This window comes from Enterococcus sp. AZ103, assembly GCF_051714685.1.
Classification (GTDB): Bacteria; Bacillota; Bacilli; order Lactobacillales; family Enterococcaceae; genus Enterococcus_A; species Enterococcus_A alishanensis.
The window spans coordinates 784,348-801,509 of the sequence record NZ_JBIOSI010000002.1 but is presented as its reverse complement, the minus strand read 5'-3'; the positions used below and the strand labels follow the sequence as shown (position 1 = coordinate 801,509).

At 35.4% G+C, this 17,162-nt stretch carries 23 protein-coding genes; 12 read left to right on the top strand and 11 right to left on the bottom strand.

What is annotated here, in order from left to right:
- Positions 1-12 precede the first annotated feature (12 nt).
- From ID741_RS18490 to ID741_RS18480, 3 genes are all read right to left on the bottom strand, one after another.
- Positions 13-1,857 carry a beta-glucoside-specific PTS transporter subunit IIABC gene (locus ID741_RS18490; RefSeq protein ID WP_438721142.1) on the bottom strand — a complete coding sequence of 615 codons (1,845 nt, stop codon included), beginning with the start codon at positions 1,855-1,857 and terminating at the stop codon, positions 13-15.
- A 202-nt stretch (positions 1,858-2,059) separates the two neighbouring features.
- Complete coding sequence (locus ID741_RS18485) at positions 2,060-2,956, bottom strand: MurR/RpiR family transcriptional regulator (RefSeq protein WP_438721140.1); 897 nt, start codon at positions 2,954-2,956, stop codon at positions 2,060-2,062.
- Between the two features lie 108 nt (positions 2,957-3,064).
- Positions 3,065-3,898, bottom strand: a complete 834-nt coding sequence (locus ID741_RS18480) for a class I SAM-dependent methyltransferase (RefSeq protein ID WP_438721139.1) — start codon at positions 3,896-3,898, stop codon at positions 3,065-3,067.
- A gap of 259 nt (positions 3,899-4,157) precedes the next feature.
- Between ID741_RS18480 and ID741_RS18475 the strand changes: the two genes are divergently transcribed.
- Together ID741_RS18475 and ID741_RS18470 are read left to right on the top strand one after the other, a co-directional pair.
- Positions 4,158-4,352 carry a DUF4177 domain-containing protein gene (locus ID741_RS18475; RefSeq protein WP_438721138.1) on the top strand — a complete coding sequence of 65 codons (195 nt, stop codon included), beginning with the start codon at positions 4,158-4,160 and terminating at the stop codon, positions 4,350-4,352.
- Positions 4,352-4,780 carry a VOC family protein gene (locus ID741_RS18470; protein ID WP_438721137.1) on the top strand — a complete coding sequence of 143 codons (429 nt, stop codon included), beginning with the start codon at positions 4,352-4,354 and terminating at the stop codon, positions 4,778-4,780. The genes ID741_RS18475 and ID741_RS18470 overlap by 1 nt, the downstream gene beginning before the upstream one ends.
- 21 nt (positions 4,781-4,801) lie before the next feature.
- Here ID741_RS18470 and ID741_RS18465 read toward each other — a convergent pair whose 3' ends face one another.
- On the bottom strand, positions 4,802-5,434 hold the full coding sequence (locus ID741_RS18465; RefSeq protein ID WP_438721136.1) for a pentapeptide repeat-containing protein: 633 nt from the start codon (positions 5,432-5,434) through the stop codon (positions 4,802-4,804).
- Between the two features lie 374 nt (positions 5,435-5,808).
- Between ID741_RS18465 and ID741_RS18460 the strand changes: the two genes are divergently transcribed.
- Complete coding sequence (locus ID741_RS18460; RefSeq protein ID WP_438721135.1) at positions 5,809-5,955, top strand: hypothetical protein; 147 nt, start codon at positions 5,809-5,811, stop codon at positions 5,953-5,955.
- A gap of 318 nt (positions 5,956-6,273) precedes the next feature.
- Here the strand turns inward: ID741_RS18460 and ID741_RS18455 are convergent, their stop codons facing one another.
- Both ID741_RS18455 and ID741_RS18450 read right to left on the bottom strand, forming a co-directional pair.
- Positions 6,274-6,444, bottom strand: a complete 171-nt coding sequence (locus ID741_RS18455) for a cysteine-rich KTR domain-containing protein (RefSeq protein ID WP_218327207.1) — start codon at positions 6,442-6,444, stop codon at positions 6,274-6,276.
- A 27-nt stretch (positions 6,445-6,471) separates the two neighbouring features.
- Positions 6,472-6,834: a DUF1694 domain-containing protein gene (locus tag ID741_RS18450; RefSeq protein WP_218327208.1), complete on the bottom strand. Its 363-nt coding sequence runs from the start codon at positions 6,832-6,834 to the stop codon at positions 6,472-6,474.
- 125 nt (positions 6,835-6,959) lie between these two features.
- On the opposite strand from ID741_RS18450, the gene ID741_RS18445 reads away from it, so the two are divergent.
- The 5 genes from ID741_RS18445 to ID741_RS18425 all read left to right on the top strand — a co-directional run bounded on the left by ID741_RS18445 (position 6,960) and on the right by ID741_RS18425 (position 10,635).
- Positions 6,960-7,751 carry a MerR family transcriptional regulator gene (locus ID741_RS18445; protein ID WP_438721134.1) on the top strand — a complete coding sequence of 264 codons (792 nt, stop codon included), beginning with the start codon at positions 6,960-6,962 and terminating at the stop codon, positions 7,749-7,751.
- Between the two features lie 303 nt (positions 7,752-8,054).
- Positions 8,055-8,243, top strand: coding sequence for a hypothetical protein (locus tag ID741_RS18440; protein WP_438721133.1), 189 nt, complete (start codon positions 8,055-8,057; stop codon positions 8,241-8,243).
- A 278-nt stretch (positions 8,244-8,521) separates the two neighbouring features.
- Positions 8,522-9,232 carry a hypothetical protein gene (locus ID741_RS18435; RefSeq protein WP_438721132.1) on the top strand — a complete coding sequence of 237 codons (711 nt, stop codon included), beginning with the start codon at positions 8,522-8,524 and terminating at the stop codon, positions 9,230-9,232.
- 153 nt (positions 9,233-9,385) lie between these two features.
- Entirely contained in the window at positions 9,386-10,321 is a 936-nt protein-coding gene (locus ID741_RS18430) for a N(5)-(carboxyethyl)ornithine synthase (protein ID WP_438721131.1), read from the top strand.
- 68 nt (positions 10,322-10,389) lie between these two features.
- A complete protein-coding gene (locus ID741_RS18425; protein ID WP_218327213.1) occupies positions 10,390-10,635 on the top strand; it encodes a DUF3781 domain-containing protein in 246 nt (81 codons plus the stop codon).
- A 60-nt stretch (positions 10,636-10,695) separates the two neighbouring features.
- Here ID741_RS18425 and ID741_RS18420 read toward each other — a convergent pair whose 3' ends face one another.
- Genes ID741_RS18420 through ID741_RS18410 form a run of 3 tightly spaced genes read right to left on the bottom strand, consistent with a single transcriptional unit; the run spans position 10,696 to position 13,041 of the window.
- Positions 10,696-11,337 carry a lactate utilization protein gene (locus ID741_RS18420; protein WP_438721130.1) on the bottom strand — a complete coding sequence of 214 codons (642 nt, stop codon included), beginning with the start codon at positions 11,335-11,337 and terminating at the stop codon, positions 10,696-10,698.
- Between the two features lie 54 nt (positions 11,338-11,391).
- Entirely contained in the window at positions 11,392-12,243 is an 852-nt protein-coding gene (locus ID741_RS18415; RefSeq protein ID WP_438721129.1) for a GRP family sugar transporter, read from the bottom strand.
- A gap of 12 nt (positions 12,244-12,255) precedes the next feature.
- A complete protein-coding gene (locus ID741_RS18410) occupies positions 12,256-13,041 on the bottom strand; it encodes a glucose-1-dehydrogenase (RefSeq protein ID WP_438721128.1) in 786 nt (261 codons plus the stop codon).
- Between the two features lie 267 nt (positions 13,042-13,308).
- Here ID741_RS18410 and ID741_RS18405 point away from each other — a divergent pair, with 267 nt between their 5' ends.
- A complete protein-coding gene (locus tag ID741_RS18405) occupies positions 13,309-13,857 on the top strand; it encodes a VanZ family protein (RefSeq protein WP_438721127.1) in 549 nt (182 codons plus the stop codon).
- Between the two features lie 62 nt (positions 13,858-13,919).
- A complete protein-coding gene (locus ID741_RS18400; protein WP_438721126.1) occupies positions 13,920-14,219 on the top strand; it encodes a hypothetical protein in 300 nt (99 codons plus the stop codon).
- A gap of 43 nt (positions 14,220-14,262) precedes the next feature.
- Here the strand turns inward: ID741_RS18400 and ID741_RS18395 are convergent, their stop codons facing one another.
- Positions 14,263-15,099, bottom strand: coding sequence for an HAD family hydrolase (locus ID741_RS18395; protein ID WP_438721125.1), 837 nt, complete (start codon positions 15,097-15,099; stop codon positions 14,263-14,265).
- A gap of 144 nt (positions 15,100-15,243) precedes the next feature.
- Between ID741_RS18395 and ID741_RS18390 the strand changes: the two genes are divergently transcribed.
- Positions 15,244-15,672: a hypothetical protein gene (locus ID741_RS18390; RefSeq protein WP_438721124.1), complete on the top strand. Its 429-nt coding sequence runs from the start codon at positions 15,244-15,246 to the stop codon at positions 15,670-15,672.
- A 32-nt stretch (positions 15,673-15,704) separates the two neighbouring features.
- Here ID741_RS18390 and ID741_RS18385 read toward each other — a convergent pair whose 3' ends face one another.
- A complete protein-coding gene (locus tag ID741_RS18385; RefSeq protein WP_438721123.1) occupies positions 15,705-16,334 on the bottom strand; it encodes a FadR/GntR family transcriptional regulator in 630 nt (209 codons plus the stop codon).
- 164 nt (positions 16,335-16,498) lie between these two features.
- On the opposite strand from ID741_RS18385, the gene ID741_RS18380 reads away from it, so the two are divergent.
- Positions 16,499-17,161, top strand: coding sequence for a type 1 glutamine amidotransferase (locus ID741_RS18380; RefSeq protein ID WP_438721122.1), 663 nt, complete (start codon positions 16,499-16,501; stop codon positions 17,159-17,161).
- Position 17,162: the final 1 nt, after the last annotated feature.

Here is a 17,162-nt window from a genome sequence, read left to right as displayed (position 1 = left end):
GTTTTCATCTCCTTAAACTTTCACAGCTAAAATAGCTTGATTACAATCGGTTAGTCCTATTGAGATTGTTTCAACTGATGCATATTGTAGACTGTTAGTAACTACGACTGGCACTTGTGTTTCATAACCAGCAGCTTGAATTTTTTCTAAGTCAAAGTTTAATAATGGTTGTCCTTTTTTTACCACATCATCTGCTTCGACTAATGCATCAAAATATTGACCATTTAATTCAACGGTGTTTAAACCAACATGGATCAAAACTTCCACTCCAGTATCGGAAACTAAACCAATAGCATGTTTGGTTGGGAAAATAGCAACGACTTTCCCATCAAATGGTGCGACAACTTTTCCTTCAATCGGTTCAATAGCAAAGCCTTTTCCTAAAGCTTCAGAAGCAAATGCTTCATCCTTTACTTCACTTAAGGGAATCACTTCCCCTTTTAACGGACTAACAACTAAAGTATCTTCTAAAATGATTTCCTTTATTTCTGGTAGCTCTTTTTTTTCAAACTTAAAACTTAAAACATACGTTAAAACAGCTGAAACAGCGGCTGAAATAATCAATGCAATCACGATATTCCAGAAAAAACGCATCGAATTATCACCAATATAAAGTAAAATTGCCGGCAAACCTGAAGAGCCCGTGGCAAAACGATGAGTGTTCGTTAGTCCCGCATATAAACCACCGGCTGCCCCACCAATCATTGCGGCTACTAAAGGATATTTTTTAGGAAGGTTAACACCATATAAAGTTGGTTCAGTAATGCCCATGTATGCTGTGATCGCACCTGAGGTTGCAATTTGACGCAATTTTTTATCCTTCGTACGAAAAGCGACAACAGTTGACGCCGATGCTTGTGCAATATTTGAACACACACAACCTGGACCAAAAATACTGTCATAGCCGAGTTCAGCCATCTGCATCACGCCTAAAGGAGCTACACCGTTGTGTAAACCAAACATCACCATGATTGGTAGCAATCCACCCACTAAAACTGCTGGTAACCAGCTGGCATTAACACTTAGGAAAGTAAAGAACGTCGCTAAATAGCCTCCTAAAACACTGCCAATCGGTCCTAACACTGCAAATGCTAAAGTTCCCATAATTAAAAATGTTAGCATAGGTACAAAAACTAATTCGACAGCTTTTGGAATGATTCGATTTAAGAACCTTTCAACATATGACTGTACAAATATAACTAATAAAATTGGGATGACTGATCCGGTATAAGTCGCTAAAGTAAATGGAATAATTTCAAAAAAATGAACTGGTTCTCCCGCGCTGACTAAAGCACCCCAGTTTGGATGCATCATAATTGCCGCTACAGAAGCTGCCAAAATCGGATTACAGCGCAACTTCTGTGCTTCCGTAAAGGCTAAAATAATCGGTAGAAAGAAGAAGACGCCATCTGCGAACATATTTAATAAATAATAGGTTTGTGAATCTGTCGAAATCACTTGGAAAACGACTAGCAAAGCTAAAACTGCTTTGACCATCCCTGCACCTGATAAGGCGGGAATTACTGGTTGAAAAGTTCCAGCGACAAATTCAATAATCGAGGTGATGATACTTTTCTTTTCAGTTTCTACCTGTTTATTTGGATCAACATCAATATTTTTTTCGATTTCTTCAAATACATCTTTTACATGCGTACCAATCACCACTTGATGAACGCCAGCATTAAAAATATATTTAGTCACACCGTCTAAAGCTTCCAATCCTTTGACATCAATTTTTGAATCATCCACAACTTTAAAACGCAAACGTGTCTGACAATGATAACCATCAGTAATGTTATCTTTGCCTCCTAATTTTTCAACGATGTCATGAGCTAGGGCTTGATATTTCTTACTCATGGTGTACCCCTTTCTAATTACAAGATGCTTTATTTGAATCAACCGGTTATTCTTATCTTGTCTATGGCTAAACTTTAGCATGAATAGTTAGCGTTTCCAATAGCTTCAGAACAGCTCGAAACAGATTCCACTTTTTTTGATCAATCATTTATTTAAATGGAATTTATTCCACTAAAAAAGTATCTAGGAATTTCCCAGATACTTATTTAAAGTCTTCTTCCAAATCCTTAAAGGTAGCTTGCCTTTTAGATTCTAGGACTGTTGAGTTACTAATTTTTTTAGTTTTGTTTGCTTCATAATCCAAAGCAAATAATTTTGCAAATAAGGCATCTAAAATCAGCAATATCGACTCTTGAGTAGCAAAATTAGCTATTTTCGAATAAAGCTTTTCTTTACTAGAAATATTTAGAACCAAGTCGGAATAGTCGCGTAAATAATTTTGTCCGCCACTAGTAATACTGATAATTGGGACACCATTTTGTTTTAAGATCTTGACGTTGCTGATAGGATTTTCATCCGGATTGTTCCCTGAATAGGAAATAAAAATTGCCAGATCATGTTCATCTAGTGTATGTGAGATAATGCCAGTTTCTCCAGATTTTGCCATGAAGGCTTTCTTATGCACCGTTAACAAATTGCGTTTAAATAATTCACCATAATAAAGATTAGGGCTGGTCCCATAAATAACAATATTTTCAGCATTTTGAAGCATTTCTGCTGCTCTATTCAAATCCTCCATTGCTAATAGTGAGACGGTATCTTTAATACTCTGCATTTTTAAATTAACTAAATTTCCCACAATTTCTAGTGAATCATCGTTTGCTACAAAAGGAAAATTGGGATCAACGTCATGATAGGCGGTGTCATCATGGTAGGCGACTTCATGGGTGAAAGCATACAAAAATTCTTTCCAACCTGAATAATCAAAATATTTAGCAAATCGGACCAGAGTAGGTTTAGAAGTAAAGGTTCGCTTCGCAATTTCATCCATCGAATACTCTTGTAAATGATCGCGATTCTCTAAAATAAATTCACCAATTACCCGCCGAGCATCATTTTTCTTAAAAACAGCTTCTTCAATTCGCTGAAATAGATACATGATCCAATCCTCTTCTCAGTTTCAAATTTTTCTTCTATTATACATGAAGGATTAAAATCATGGGTTTAAATATAAAAATAGTCGGAGAAATCTCCGACTATCAATCAACTATTTTTTCGCAACAAAACACATGGTTTCAGAATGTTGCTTAAGCTTCTCACCACGAACATCGCTATAAACCTCTATCTGACTAAATCCAGCTTCAGATAATGCCTCGTTTATCTGATTTTCATTAAAAATGCTCTCCCAAATAAAAAACTCTTTATAATAATCTGGGTAAAGTAGATAATGTTGTGCTAAATAAGATTGCCCTTCTAGGTAGCTTCTATTCGCCTCTAAATGCAGACAACTTTCGACAGTCCAAAAATTATCTTCTTCAATTGACCATGTTTTAGTAGGAACAAAATTTTGATATTTCTCAGAAGTAAAGACGTCAAAAATAAACTGTCCACCATCAGCTAAAGATTCATATACTTGCTTTAACAATTTTTTGCGACTTTCTGGGGCTAGAACACCAAAATCACAATAAATTAGTAACACTAGCTGATATTTCTCCTTAGAAAAATTCGTTTGTAAATAATTTCCCACTTGATAATTAATCAACAAATTTTTTTCTGCCGCCTGCTTTTGTGCATAGGCAATACTATTCGCTGAAAAATCGATACCGGTCACTAAATAACCAGCCTCAGCCAAACGCTGACTGTAAATACCCGGTCCACAGCCTAAATCCAAAACTTTTGTAAATTGTTTCACCGGAAATTTTTTCTTCAACCACTGAAGCGATGCCTCCACAAATGCTAAGTTGCGAGTCGCACCATCACCTTTAATATCCAAGTGGGCCATCAACATCTGCTGAGCAATATGCGGATCTAACCAAATAGAATCGCGACTTTGACTAAATACTGGGACCTCTTCTTTAATAAATTCAAACAGGTTACTCATCTATAACTCCTGACTGGAAAATCCGCTAGAAGTTTATACGGAACTTCACGGCTTGCGTAATTTCCCGTTTTTTTATCGATTATTTCACCGATATTTCGCGCTCTTAGCGCTTTTTAGCTGATCTGTTCGGTTAAACAGTTCGCTATCGAGTCATTGGATTTCCTCCTTAAATTGCCAATTTGATGAAACTATATTAAAATTTTACATAAGAAGGAAAGCGTTGTCAATTTGCTTTACCTTTAAAAAAGGAGGAATTTTTATGTATCAATACGAATTTGTTACTATCAATGCCGAAGCAAAAAAATTAGTAATGGGAACAATAACAGAACATCAAGAAATCATCAACGACTATGGCAAAAAAGGCTATCGTTTTGTCACAGCAATTCCAGTAGAAACCAATGCTAACGGTTATCCTCGCAAATTTGATTTGGTTTTTGAAAAAGAAGACAAATAATGTTCACCTTCCATCACTTACAAGTAACTGTGCCGGATGTTTATCAAGTAGAAGATTTTTATGACGAACTTTTTTGTTTATTAGGGTTTGACGTTAGTAAAAAATTCAAAGGCTACTTACCACATGCCGAGATGGATGTAATTGAATATTTGAGTCCAACTTTTGATTTCGGAATTTGTTCCCCTAAAAAAGTTTTTGCTCATGACACAGTCGATTCCCGCAAACCTGGTGCTCTACAACATCTTGCTTTTAAAGCCGATAGCCGCGAAGCTATTGATCAGATTTTTTTGCAAATCAAACAGTTAGATGTCAACATTTTGCATAATGAACCACGGGAATACAAAGAAAAAATTGCGCCCAATTATTACGCATTATTTTTTGAAACCCCCGACAAATTACGCTTTGAAATTTTTCATTATCCAGATTAGAGAATGATTGCGGTCATTCTCTTATTTTATTCGTACTCCTAACAATTGATTCGCTAAAAAAACCGCCTGCGATTGATTAATTGTCGCACCTCGCAAATCTTCTTGGGTCACTGATAGTTTTTCAAATTCACAATCACTCAAATCAATTCCTTTTAATTTGGTTCCCCAAAAATTACTATCTTCTAGCTGACAACGAGAAAATTTTAGCTGCTTTGTGGTTAAACCCGCTAACTCCGTCTTAGTCATTTGATTGTCCTCAAAGCTTACAACTTTCAAACTCCCATCATTAAAATTAGCAAAATCCAGACGTGACTCTTGAATAACCACATTTCCTAAATAAGCTTCAATCAATTGTGTCCCCAATAATTTGCAATTGATAAAAACAACCCGATGAATGGCTGCTTGAGACAAATCACAATTAGAGAAATCACAATTTTTAAAAATACAATCGGTAAATTCTCCTCGTGAAAAATCACTATTGTTAAATACCGTTTTCTCAATCACGCAACGATCTAAAAATAGATGTGGTAGCTTCTGATCCTCTACTACTTCCCCACTAATTTTCAAATCGGCCAAAGAAAATTCCTCACTATCATATATTTCAAAGAAACTTCCAGACTTTAATTGCTCTTCATTTACTTTTGGTTGTAACATTTTCATCACTCCTCTTCTTCATTGTGCCTTTTTTCAAAAAAATTGCATGAGAAAAAAATGAGGAGTTTTGCGACCTTCTTCGACCACGATAGTTCCTCAAATAAACGAAAACACCGTAGAATCCTCCTCAGCGAACATCAATCAAAGAAATCCTCATTAAATTATTATTCAAAATAATCTTGATAAACAATTTATACTTGCATTTATTAGAGGAGTGATTTAATGAACAAAAAATATACAAAAATTGCCCCTGTAAACTGGTCCAGACGAAAGTATTTTTATTACTTCACCAAAATGAATCCGATGAGTTTTAATTAGACAGCAAATTTGAATATCACTCAATCTATCATTACGCAAAGAAGTATGGCTATCAGATGCCTTTGTCATTTACAACGTCGCATGCAGTAGCTGATGGTTTTCACGTCAGCCGCTTTTTTGAAGAATTACAACAAGCCTTTGATCAGCCAGAAATTTATTTGGGAAATGAGACAAAAAAAGGGCCTGCTAGTTTGGGGGACTAGCAGGCTAGGAGTTAAAAATGAAAAAGTGTTAGGGTTGTTTGTTGGTATGTATATAATATAGCAGGCTTTTATGAATTTAGTTTGAACAAAATGCAGGGAAATTATAAAACTTTTTCTTTTCAAATAAAAAAAAGGGCCTGCCAGTTGGGGGACTGACAGGCTAGGAGTTAAAAATGAAAAAGTGTTAGGGTTGTTTGTTGGTATGTATATAATATAGCAAGTGTTTATGAATTTAGTTTGAACAAAATAGCAGGAATCTATAAACAATTATTAAGGAAATCTAAAAAAACAAGCAACTAAAAGCTGCTTGTTAGTGGACTATTTTGAATGGCTGATGGCGGTGATTTTACAATCACATAAATCGATCAGAAAGGATTTTTGGCATTTGGTGCAGTAAAGTGGGTATTGGTACAATTTGACTGAGTTTTCAATGATTAATTTCGTTGGTTCACTACATTGTGGACAGCAGATATTTGTCGTCTTTTGCATCATGCTCACCTCGTTATCTTTTAATTTTTATTCAGTTTCTTCTATAATAACAGCCAAATCTTGGGCTTTATTGACATCATCAGTAATTGATAAATTGTAGCCGTCATTTACCACCACGATAAATTGACGATTTTGGATTTGAGACAGTTTGATTAATTTTGAAATCACTGTCTGAGTTAAATTACCGTTGATAACTAGATTGCCTTTTACATTGGCTAGGATTTCTCTGGTTTTTTCCAAAGAGTTTTCGACATTTTGATTGAATTCCTCACAGGTGACAAAGTGACAGATTGCTTGCTTCTTACTTCCTAACAAAATCGCTTGTTCACTGGGACATTTCTTTTCAGTAAAGCGTCGCAACAAATAATTTAACAACTTTTTCAAATTCATGATTTCACCTCTAACACTTATTTACGTTTTTATTTCACATCTCACGAAATTTTTTTATTGTTCCGCTGAAATATGCTACCATTAGTTATAAACTATCCCTTCAAGGGAAGGTCAAGGAGATTATGATGGTTGATAAGAAATTTCTCACAATCGGTAAACTATCCGAAGCTTCCGGGGTTCACGTCAAAGCTTTGCGCTATTATGATCGGATTGGTGTTTTGCCGCCAGCTTATGTGAATCCAGAAAATGGCTACCGCTATTATTCCGAATCTCATATTTATTTAGTAGAAATGATTCGTTTGTGTGCCGAATTGAGTATTCCTTTAAAAAAATTAAAAGACTTTATGACAGCTGACGGGGAAATTGTCGATGTCGAACAAATTATTGATGAAGGTATTCGCATGGTCGAAACTAAAATTGAGCTATATCAAAATCATCGACTTTTTTTAGCCGATTTAAAAAATGAAATGCAGCGTGGCGAAACGCTGAAAAAAGGTCTGCAGGAATTAACCTTGACCCTGGAAGCAACCGATTATTGGCTGGAGCCTTTTGATGGGGCGCTTGGCTCGGAGGAATTTCACCGGGGTCTAACAAAATTAATTAAGAAAGTATTTTCATTGGGCTTAGATGTCATTTATGAAATGGGGACACTATATTTGTTTCGTGAAGGTGCCTACCAATCTTATTTATTTCTGACTTTGACTCCAAATGAAAAAAACGCCCAGCATCCAGAAGTTTTGCAACTGCCTAAAACGACTTATCTAACAAAATTAACGAACCATGCTAGAATCGACGAGGCAGTTAAGGACTACCCTGCTCTTACCGAAAATGAGCCGCCAATCTTTTTCGAATTAGATATTTTAACAGGAAAAAGCGGATTAGGTGCTAACCTATTTGAATTAAGAAAATCCCTTTAAGTTATCGCGAATCAGCGATAGCTTTTTTTAATCTTTTCTTTATAAGTTCCTCTTCTATTCATCTTTTATCACTACCAAAAAATAATTTAATCACTTCGAATAACGAAACCCTTTCATTTTTTAAAGACTAAAAAAAATAGAATCAATGTTCGAAAATGAAAATACCGTCGATGTTACCGACAAGATTGCCTTATTCGCTGCACCAAATGCTGAGACTGTTAAAAAAGTCAGCGAAGAGGATGCCGCTTTGAAATAGATCCTGCTAATGATTTTATGAAAACATCCGTTAAGATGAAAAACGTCATGTATGAAATCACGATTGAGAATACTTCTTCTGGCGATTTTGAAACACTATTTTCTTCTGGCGTCTGGGCTGTAACCGATATGGAAGAAAAAAGTTTTGACCATACTGCTTCAGAAGCCCTTTCTACTTTAGCAACTTCTGGAAAGAGAGCCGATCTTTACCACATAGTTGAAAAAGATATGGAATAGCCTCCTAAAACACAAGTGTCTATACTCCCTATCTGTGCTGTTTGTATTTTATTGAAAGATTCTTTACCCTTTCTTTATAACTGATATTCCATGGCAAATTTACTCAGCTAATTCATTTTTTATGGCAAAATTCGCACGATTCAGTCGAACAAATTAATAAAGTCAAAACAATGACTATTGTTATTTTAATTGTCAAATTCAATTAATTGCCTAAACCATTTTTTCGGCATAAACTACAAAACGAATTGAAATATAAAAATTATCTAGGAGATGTTATTATGTTTAAAAAAGTATTAATCGGCGGTATTACATTAGCTGGGATGACTGTTTTACTTGCAGCTTGTGGCACAAACGATTCAAACTCTAGCTCGAGTGCAAGCAGTTCAGACAAAACCAGTCAATCAGCAAAATCTAGTTCTGAAAAATCTGATAAAGAAAAATATGGTCAAATCATAGGTAAAGATACTAGCGAAGACAAATCAGCGAAAGAAATCACTAAACCTGGTGATTCAGTAAGCTTTGAAGTTCCTGCATCAAGCAATGAAGAATATTTACACTTTGCCTTCATGCACGCAGCATCAGGTGCTATGGGTTGGTATTTCGCACCAGCAGCGGAAAGTGGCGTAGCATTATCTAAATCAATGTTTGAAGACGATAAAACAGTTGATATCACGGACCAAATCGCTTTATTTGAAGCACCAAACCAAACTACTTCAATGGCAGTCACTGAAGACAACGGCTCATTAAAATATGGTAAAGCTAGTGACTTCATGAAAGCAACTGTTACTAAAGAAGATAATATGTACAAAATAACTATCGAAAACACTTCATCTGGCGATTTTGAAACACCGTTCTCTTCAGGCGTATGGTCAGTTTCAGATTCTAAAGATAAAGCTTTTGATCACACTGCTTCACAAGAACTTTCAACTTTAGCTACTTCTGGTAAACGGGCAGACCTTTACAACGAAGTTAAAGATGAAATGAAATAAATCTATGAATAAAAAAACAACTGCTAAAATAATTTTTAGCGGTTGTTTTTTTTATTGAGTTTAAACGGGTAATAAAGTAGTCCAGGCATGTTACACTTAATTTGAGACGACTTTGCTGGTTCCTATGTTTTTAAACAGAAAAGAGGAAATAAAATGAAATTAGGTTTGATAAAATCAGATTTTCCCAATGAACGCCGTTTGCCTCTCCTACCAAAAGATATTCATAAATTTAAAAACGCTATCTTTATTGAATCAGGTTTTGGCAGTGATTTAGATATTGATGATGCAGCCTATTGGAATGCTGGTTGTACAATTTTGTCTCGACCAGAGATTTTTGCGGAATGCGATGCTATTTTTTCTTTAAAGATTATTCAACCGACTGATTATGAGTTGATTCGACCTAACCAAATTATTATCGGCTGGACCCATCCATTAGGTTCTGGCAAAGATTTTATGAAAACCCAGGCCATTCCGAAAAATTTATATGTTTTGGATTTAGACAATCGCCGACCGACTATGTTCTATCAAGGAAAATCTTATCCTAGTAAAATCATTCCCAAAAATTATATTTACCAAAATAGTTTTTATGCTGGCTATGCCGGCACCCTTCATGCCCTTTTGAATTATGGACTGTTACCTGATAATGAAAATTCTGTTGCGATACTAGGTGCTGGCAATACAGCCCAAGGTGCATTTCATGCAGTTTCAAAAATGACCCCAACGGTGCGAATGTTTACTCGCAGAACCATGCCAGAATTTAAAGAACATTTACCAGAGTATTCGATTGTCATTAATGGGATTGAAGTTGGCGATGAGGCTGAGCCAATCATGACTTTAGCTGAACAGGCACAATTGAAAAAAGGTAGTTTGATTATTGATATTGCTGCTGATGCAGGTAACGCGATTGAAGGCAATCATTTTACTACAGTTGACCAACCGATATATCAGGAAAATGGACTTTATTATTACACCTTGCCTAACACACCCATTTTTGCCTATCGTAATATCAGCAAAGTTTTAAGTAAACAATTTAGCCACTATATTTTTAAAGAAGATCTTACTCGATTGATTGACGAAATAAACGAATAATGATGTATCATTAATGGCAATTACTATTTTTATACTATAAATTAGGCGTCTTAACAGAAAGGATACTTATGAAAACAAAAATTCTCACCTCTCTTTGTTACACTGAATTGGTTTATCAACGAATCAATAAGAAGCTACAATTGCAGTTAACACCTCCTGAAATCGAAACTTTCATCTATCAAACAATTGCCAAACCAGATAGTATTATCGAGAAAAAAGGTAAAAATTTTTATATATCAAATTCGACTTTGAAAGTCAGAGTAACAGTGAACTCACATAATTATCGGGTGATTACCGCAGATAAATTATTGTAGACTGCCCATCCTTCAATAGAGTATCAAAGCAAAAAAAAGAAAGCATTGCTGCTTACTTTTTTAAAGTCCAACTTCTTCTAGAATTAAATAAATAGTGATTCTACCCTTTTGCCATGAGCGTCTAGTCACAGCAATTGTATTACAAATACATTCTTCTTGCAGACAGTCTCCGCAAATGCCTTTTTTAGCACAAGGCGTGTTTTTCAAATCCCAACGATGGGCATTCATCGGCGAAGTTTGTCCTCGTACCATTTTAATCGTCGTTTCCAAGTCACCATAAACTTTATTGATACCGACAAAAGCCATCACTTTATCTGGACCATAAGTAATGGCCGCCACGCGGTTGCCGACATTATCGACATTCACTAATTGACCATCTTCAGAGATACCATTGATACTGGTCAAAAAAACATCCGCCGTCAGCGCTTGTTTCATTATTTGATGCCGTTCAGTTAAATCCTTGGCTTTTTCACGATCAATCATTGTTTGTCCCCGTTGATAAAGTGCATCAAAAATACCTGATTGGACTAATGTTTGCGATCCACCAAAAGCAACAGTTTTATTTAATGGAATCATCTCTAAGGCTTTTTCTTTGGCCTCAGCTAATGTCTGACAAATTTCCACATCAAAATTTCTACGGGACAACTTCTTAGTTAAATTTTCAGCGGCAACTTGGTAAAAATGAATTTTATATGGCTCCATTGATCTCGCTCCTTTTTAACTTTATTGTCCGTTAAAAATAAGCATTTGACAAGCCTAAATAAAACCCGTGATAATGCTACCTACCACAATCAAAACTAGACCCGCAATAGTGAAACGAAATTCTCGCGGCGATTTTTTCTCTTTCAATATCAACATGCCGCCTAAAGTTGCGACAATCACATTTAATTGTGTGAATACAAAAGCTGTAGCTACACCATTTGCTTGGGCAGAAAAGATATAAATTAAAGCTGAAATAGCAAAAACAATACCGACAATCGTCGTCAACCAACTTTTTTTCTCAGTAATCACTTGACGGTCATGAGTCAGCACATAAATCAATGCCCCTAAAAAGACCCCCAGCATTTGTGGAAAGAAAATTGATAAACCAGAAGCGTCTACCATTTTTGGTAACGCACTGTAGACCCAGTAACCGATACTAGTTGGTAACAATACCATGATGCCTTTAATAACTTGACTGTTACCGGATTTATTATCATTAATCGAAGTTAAATAAGCACCAATAATTAACAAAATCAGTGCACCGACACCAATTAATTTATTGGTTGTTCCTGGCCATTCACCAAATGCTAAAACACCAATCACAGAAGTTCCAATTAGTTGAAAGCCCGTCGTAATCGGCATCGTTTCAGACACGCCCATAATTTCAAAAGAACGATACTGTCCCGTTTGACCGATCACCCAAAAAGCGCCTGAGGCTAAACTAATCAAGAAAACTGGCCAAGAAATACTGCTAGTTGAAAAAGCAAAATGAACTACCAACCCAACAATTAAAGAACCAATCCCTGTTCCTAAAATTTGATTGGTTCGTTCTCCGCCAATTTTTCCAATTAAGATTGGCATAATTCCCCAACCTAATGCAGGAAGTAACGCGATAAAAATTCCCATCATTATTTCCTCCTAACCTTTACCATCTTGGAAAGCCGGATATAAAGTCATACCGCCATCTACAAATAAAGTGATGCCTGTCACATAACTTGATTCAGCTGATGCCAACCAAGCGGCTGCCGCGGCAACTTCTTCTGGCTCTCCGATTTTTTTCATTGGAACCATCGCAGTTGTCGCTGCTAGTTGTTCAGGATCAGCGAATTTTTTCGCATTAATCGGTGTATTGATTGCTCCTGGTCCGATATTATTCACTCGAATATTTTTTTCAGCATATTCCATGGCAATTGTTTCGGTAAATAATTTTACGCCACCTTTTGATGCCGCATAGTGGGCAAATGTTGGCCAAGGAATTTGTTGATGAACAGATGACATATTGATGATATTGCCTTTTTTATTTTTTTCAACGAAGTAAGCTAAGGCTGTTTTCGCTCCTAAAAAGACCCCTGTCAAATTCACATTGATGACTTTGTTCCAATCTTCCAACGATAGTTCATGAGTTTCATGACTGTTTTCCATGCCGGCATTATTGACCCATAAATCTAAATCGTCAAAATTATCGATAGCTTGGTTCAATAATAATTGGTTACCTTCTTCCGTTTCTACATCTGCTTGAACGGCAATCCCGTCCCCACCATTTTCTTTAATGATTGCAACGGTTTCTTGGGCACCTGTTTCATCTGAATGGTAATTAACCACGACTTTCATTTTTTCTTTACCGAAGCGTTCTGCAATCGCTGTTCCGATTCCTTTAGATGCTCCTGTAATCACGGCGACTTTATTTTCTAAATCTTGGTACATAATCATTCCCACCTTTTTGAAAATTTCATTTTATTTCCAAATAAGTGTACCGCCTTTCACTTCTATTAGGAAAATAGAAGGTTTCATCATTTTTTTCTTAAATAGACAGTTTTTGATTGGTCTTAAACAAATCCTAGAGAAATTATTCTTTTCCTAAACATCTTCACAGCTTCTTCCTAATTATTCTGATAAAGGTCTCAGAATATTTCCGGTTACTAAAGATTCCTCACCTATACTGAGCTTAGTTACAAAACAGGAGGTGAAATCATGGATGTTGCTATTTATATGGGCGTCTGGGGTACTTATTTAATTCTTGAAAGAAAACGAATCAATCTCCACTATTTTATTTGGAGCCTGTTGCTTATTTTTTATTTGATTGCAGCCATCGGCTATTTAGTCGGATTTCCAGATTTGACAGAATGGACCGAAATGTGGAAAATCAATCAGTCAATCTTTCACCCGAATTTTAATTTGATCCCGTTTCAAAAGATCATTGATGGTTCCACTCTACTGAATATTTTATTTTTTATACCATTAGGTGTTGCTTTACCAGTTATGTGGCCACAATTCAAACGTCTTCATAATACTTTGCTTTATGGTTTCCTTTTTTCATTAACGATTGAGATAAGTCAGATGTTTACTTTCAGCCGAATTACTGATGTCAATGACTTGATGATGAATACCCTAGGAACATTAATTGGTTGGTTAATTGTACATTATTTATTCCATTGGCAAGCTTATGCTGATGGTCAACGAATGAATCGAGACTATATTATTTATCCAGCTATTGTCATGTTTTGTTGTTTCTTAATTTAGTTGGAAATTAAGCTTGAATAGTTTTTTTAAATATACTTTGAATGATAGAAAGGATGATTATTATGACGGAACAAAGAAAATCACTTTATTTTATTGAAGAAACAGAAAGAATCGAAGGCGCTTATGTGGAGATTAACACTCTTTATGTGATAGATAATGAATCAAAAGCCAAAGAAATTTATCAAAAATTATTGACTCAAGAGAAGAAATTTCTCGGTTTACTCTTAAGTGAATACGTTGTTGAAGCCGACGATCATTTTTTTAATCGTATTTTAAAAGCTTGGCGTGATTTGCCGGCAGAATTTTATCGCCGTATGAAAGTCATTACTTATCAGGCCGTTTTAGAGTATCAACCGATTTAAAAATAAAAAATGCCCAATCTGACAATTCAGATTGGGCATTTATTTATGCTAATTGTAGTTTCTCAAAAGCCTGTGCAACACCATGTTCATCATTTGAAACTGTCAAATGACTAGCTTTTGCTAAAATTGTTGGATGACTATTAGCCATGGCAAAGCTCATATCAGCAGCTTCGATCATTTCTAAATCATTCAAGCTATCACCAATTGCAACCGTCATAGGATTATGAAATTGATAATGTTGTGTAATTTTTGTAAAGGCCAAGGCTTTTGAAACGTCCCCAGCAATAATTTCTATATTGTCCTCTGCTGATTCTGTTGCGTTGATGCCTTCAATTTGATTCAATTTTTTCATCGCGGCTTGTTTTAAAGAAATACTTGGTAAATAAACGAAAAATTTATAAACTTTCATTTGTTTATTTTGGTAAATTTCATTAATACTTTCAAAAATGGTTCCTTTGCTAGTATTTTCATATTTCAATAAGTATTTTAAGCTGTTTTCAGAGAAATCAGCTGCATTCTCCTGATACAATTCGGTTGCCTTTTTTACATAATCAGCGCATTCATACTTTTTCTCATTGGTATAAACTTTTAGCGGAAAATCAGCAATCACTTGATGAATCGCTTGTACGTCTGCTTGCGAAATTTCGCGATCGTACAATAGTTCTCCTTTATCATAAGCAACGGCTCCATTTAAAGCCACCATCGGCATCTCTAAATTAACGGTTTGCAATAATCTTTGAATATCACCTAGTTCTCTTCCCGAACAAATAAACGGAAATACATCTTCTGACACTTGGCTAATCGCGGCAGCATTTTCCTGGCTAATCTTTTGTGACGAGTTCAACAACGTTCCATCTAAATCAATTCCAACAATTTTCAAGCAAATTTCTCCTTTGTTTTCATAATTGTTACCCATAGTGTAGCATAAATCCACGAAAATTAAATGTAAATTGACTGATATCAGCCTTTAGTCGGAAGATTTCTCGATTTAGTCTGTTATACTTTTACAAAGGAGGCTAACAAAATGAAAAAGAATATGTTATTAGGACTATTTTTTACCGTTGGTTTATTTCTGACAGGCTGTTCGGCGACAATCGTCAATGAGACAGTCGATTCAGATACGCAAAAAAATCTTGCTATTGCTACTAAACAAGACACTGGTGTGGGGAATTTTCAATTGTTGACAGATACCATTACAACTGAAGATAATCAGCTGACTTTTCGTAGCCAAGACATTGATGAGCAAAAAACAACTTATGTTTATGTCGCCAATCACCAAGTCTTTTCGCAAAAAATTAAGAATAATAAAATTTATGCTTTAGATATTGAAGGCTTAAAAGAAGCTCATCAAATCAACTATTCACCTAAAGTCCAATTTGTACAGTACAAAGAAGACAAAGAAAATGACGATATCAGTATGTTTAAACAAGCTCGTTACAAAGTGAAAGAATAAAAAATCGCGACCTACTTTAAGGTCGCGATTTTTTAATTTGCCTGACTAATTTCAATCAACGCTGCTCGAGCTTTTTCCGGATTTTTTTCGATAATTCCTTCATATACTTGATTATGCAAAACAATCGTATCCTGAAAAGCATCAATTTTTAAGATTTGACTACTTAATAACGTGATCAAATCTGGATATATTTCGTTATACCATTTAAGTAAAAAAGGATTTCCCGACAATTCCACCATTTGCATATGAAAAGCCAAATCACTCAAAATATATTTTGAGAACTCCCCTTCCTCTAAATGTTTATTCCGTTCAAATAATTTTTCCTTCAAAATAATCAACCGTTCAGCCGGTAAATCTGCGGCTGCTGCTAATTCGGCGGCTTGAATCTCTAACATGGTTTTCACTGTCATTAAATTTTCATCCGTATATTCAGTCGTTAACTGACGGCTTTTTACATAAGTTCCTGAACCTTGTTTGACTTCCAGCACACCAGAATAAACTAAGATCTTGACCGCTTCCCGCAAAGTAGAACGACCGACTTTTAACATTTCAACGAGTTGGGGTTCAGTGGGCATCTTTGCTCCAATAGCTAAATCATTTTCTGCGATATAATTCAATAAAGCTTCAATCGTTTTGTTCACAAGATTTCTTTGATTTTTCATGACGGCCTCCAATATTCATCAGATGTTTTCTACTTACATTTAGTTATAATACAAAATTCAGTAAAATACAACTAAATTATCGTGATTTCCCTCTTGACTTCCGTAAAAATAAATCATATGATGTTTTTAAATTCATCAGATGAATTAACTGGAGGAAATTATTAATGCGGATAAATGTTCTACAACACACCCCAAATGAAGGACCCGGATCAATCCAATCTTGGTCACAAAAACATCATCATCAAATGTTTATTTATCATCCCTATCAATATAATATATTGCCAAGTGCTGCAGAAACCGATCTCTTAATTATTTTAGGCGGCCCCATGAGTCCCAACGATTCCACTGAATGGATTTTGCGAGAGCGAGAATTAATTGCTCAGCTATTAGAAAATGAAACTCCAATTTTTGGGGCTTGTTTCGGTGCTCAGCAAATTGCTAAAACCTTGGGATATCAAATTACTAAAGGGCCCAAAGAAGTTGGTTTTGCTCCAGTCTATTTAAAATCTAAAACGATTCCTCATTTACCAGCAGAATTGTTGGCCCTTCATTGGCATGAAGAAACTTTTGAAATTCCAGCAGATGCTGATTTACTTTTTTCCAGTGACTTATTGGAAAATCAAGGTTTTGTTATGAATCATCGTGTGATTGGTTTACAATTTCACTTTGAACCACAGGCAGATGATTTAAGAGAGATCGTCATCAATGACGGCAACTATACGAAAGATAATCATTTAAACCAAACAGCAGAAGATATTTTGAAAACTCCTGTTCCGATTGAAAATAAAGCAGTGATGTTTCAATTATTAGATTATATTACAGAGTGAG

Excerpts from the sequence above, each read along its gene's own strand:
- ID741_RS18380 (WP_438721122.1), top strand. The coding sequence starts at position 16,499 with ATGCGGATAAATGTTCTACAACACACCCCAAATGAAGGACCCGGATCA.
- ID741_RS18490 (WP_438721142.1), bottom strand. The coding sequence starts at position 1,857 with ATGAGTAAGAAATATCAAGCCCTAGCTCATGACATCGTTGAAAAATTA.
- ID741_RS18390 (WP_438721124.1), top strand. The coding sequence starts at position 15,244 with ATGAAAAAGAATATGTTATTAGGACTATTTTTTACCGTTGGTTTATTT.
- ID741_RS18435 (WP_438721132.1), top strand. The coding sequence starts at position 8,522 with ATGTTTAAAAAAGTATTAATCGGCGGTATTACATTAGCTGGGATGACT.
- ID741_RS18480 (WP_438721139.1), bottom strand. The coding sequence starts at position 3,898 with ATGAGTAACCTGTTTGAATTTATTAAAGAAGAGGTCCCAGTATTTAGT.
- ID741_RS18405 (WP_438721127.1), top strand. The coding sequence starts at position 13,309 with ATGGATGTTGCTATTTATATGGGCGTCTGGGGTACTTATTTAATTCTT.
- ID741_RS18420 (WP_438721130.1), bottom strand. The coding sequence starts at position 11,337 with ATGGAGCCATATAAAATTCATTTTTACCAAGTTGCCGCTGAAAATTTA.
- ID741_RS18385 (WP_438721123.1), bottom strand. The coding sequence starts at position 16,334 with ATGAAAAATCAAAGAAATCTTGTGAACAAAACGATTGAAGCTTTATTG.
- ID741_RS18425 (WP_218327213.1), top strand. The coding sequence starts at position 10,390 with ATGAAAACAAAAATTCTCACCTCTCTTTGTTACACTGAATTGGTTTAT.
- ID741_RS18460 (WP_438721135.1), top strand. The coding sequence starts at position 5,809 with ATGCCTTTGTCATTTACAACGTCGCATGCAGTAGCTGATGGTTTTCAC.
- ID741_RS18400 (WP_438721126.1), top strand. The coding sequence starts at position 13,920 with ATGACGGAACAAAGAAAATCACTTTATTTTATTGAAGAAACAGAAAGA.
- ID741_RS18465 (WP_438721136.1), bottom strand. The coding sequence starts at position 5,434 with ATGTTACAACCAAAAGTAAATGAAGAGCAATTAAAGTCTGGAAGTTTC.
- ID741_RS18445 (WP_438721134.1), top strand. The coding sequence starts at position 6,960 with ATGGTTGATAAGAAATTTCTCACAATCGGTAAACTATCCGAAGCTTCC.
- ID741_RS18415 (WP_438721129.1), bottom strand. The coding sequence starts at position 12,243 with ATGGGAATTTTTATCGCGTTACTTCCTGCATTAGGTTGGGGAATTATG.
- ID741_RS18440 (WP_438721133.1), top strand. The coding sequence starts at position 8,055 with ATGTATGAAATCACGATTGAGAATACTTCTTCTGGCGATTTTGAAACA.
- ID741_RS18410 (WP_438721128.1), bottom strand. The coding sequence starts at position 13,041 with ATGTACCAAGATTTAGAAAATAAAGTCGCCGTGATTACAGGAGCATCT.
- ID741_RS18470 (WP_438721137.1), top strand. The coding sequence starts at position 4,352 with ATGTTCACCTTCCATCACTTACAAGTAACTGTGCCGGATGTTTATCAA.
- ID741_RS18485 (WP_438721140.1), bottom strand. The coding sequence starts at position 2,956 with ATGTATCTATTTCAGCGAATTGAAGAAGCTGTTTTTAAGAAAAATGAT.
- ID741_RS18430 (WP_438721131.1), top strand. The coding sequence starts at position 9,386 with ATGAAATTAGGTTTGATAAAATCAGATTTTCCCAATGAACGCCGTTTG.
- ID741_RS18475 (WP_438721138.1), top strand. The coding sequence starts at position 4,158 with ATGTATCAATACGAATTTGTTACTATCAATGCCGAAGCAAAAAAATTA.
- ID741_RS18455 (WP_218327207.1), bottom strand. The coding sequence starts at position 6,444 with ATGCAAAAGACGACAAATATCTGCTGTCCACAATGTAGTGAACCAACG.
- ID741_RS18450 (WP_218327208.1), bottom strand. The coding sequence starts at position 6,834 with ATGAATTTGAAAAAGTTGTTAAATTATTTGTTGCGACGCTTTACTGAA.